We start from the raw sequence: 225 nt of genomic DNA on the forward strand, positions 1-225 counted from the left end.
GACACGTGGAGCTGAATGATACTAATCGGTCGAGGCTTTGATCTAGTCTAATGGTTTGTGTTGATGAATCCTCAGTTTTCAGGGAACAAACCCTAAAACAATATTGACATGCGTATGACGCGGTGTTAATATTCATTTTGTCTGGTGGCGATAGCGAGACGGCCACACCCGTTCCCATGCCGAACACGGAAGTTAAGCGTCTCAGCGCCGAAAGTAGTTGGGGGA

1 rRNA gene is annotated in these 225 nt (G+C 47.6%); it reads left to right on the forward strand.

The annotated features are described in order from the left end of the window. Window positions 1-140: 140 nt before the first annotated feature. A 5S ribosomal RNA gene (gene rrf / locus KNO79_RS15530) occupies window positions 141-225 on the forward strand; the annotation flags it as partial.

Source organism: Exiguobacterium sp. s43 (assembly GCF_018617255.1).
Classification (GTDB): Bacteria; Bacillota; Bacilli; order Exiguobacteriales; family Exiguobacteriaceae; genus Exiguobacterium; species Exiguobacterium profundum.